This window comes from Enterobacter sp. 241F3 (genome assembly GCF_034106785.1).
GTDB classification, from domain to species: domain Bacteria; phylum Pseudomonadota; class Gammaproteobacteria; order Enterobacterales; family Enterobacteriaceae; genus Enterobacter; species Enterobacter vonholyi.
Genome location: NZ_JAWNDD010000025.1, coordinates 1 through 559, shown reverse-complemented (window position 1 = coordinate 559; position 559 = coordinate 1). Strand labels below are relative to the sequence as shown.

The window sequence follows — 559 nt, the reverse complement described above, 5'->3', positions numbered from 1 at the left end:
TTGGCTTAGAAGCAGCCATCATTTAAAGAAAGCGTAATAGCTCACTGGTCGAGTCGGCCTGCGCGGAAGATGTAACGGGGCTAAACCATGCACCGAAGCTGCGGCAGCGACACTATGTGTTGTTGGGTAGGGGAGCGTTCTGTAAGCCGTTGAAGGTGGCCTGTGAGGGTTGCTGGAGGTATCAGAAGTGCGAATGCTGACATAAGTAACGATAAAGCGGGTGAAAAGCCCGCTCGCCGGAAGACCAAGGGTTCCTGTCCAACGTTAATCGGGGCAGGGTGAGTCGACCCCTAAGGCGAGGCCGAAAGGCGTAGTCGATGGGAAACAGGTTAATATTCCTGTACTTGGTGTTACTGCGAAGGGGGGACGGAGAAGGCTATGTTAGCCGGGCGACGGTTGTCCCGGTTTAAGCATGTAGGCGGAACGATTAGGTAAATCCGGTCGTTTTTTAACGCTGAGGTGTGATGACGAGGCACTACGGTGCTGAAGTAACAAATGCCCTGCTTCCAGGAAAAGCCTCTAAGCATCAGGTAACATCAAATCGTACCCCAAACCGACA

Annotated in this window: 1 rRNA gene; it reads left to right on the top strand. The window is 52.8% G+C overall.

Annotated elements, in window-relative coordinates:
* Positions 1 to 559, top strand: a 23S ribosomal RNA gene (locus UR504_RS21535); the annotation flags it as partial.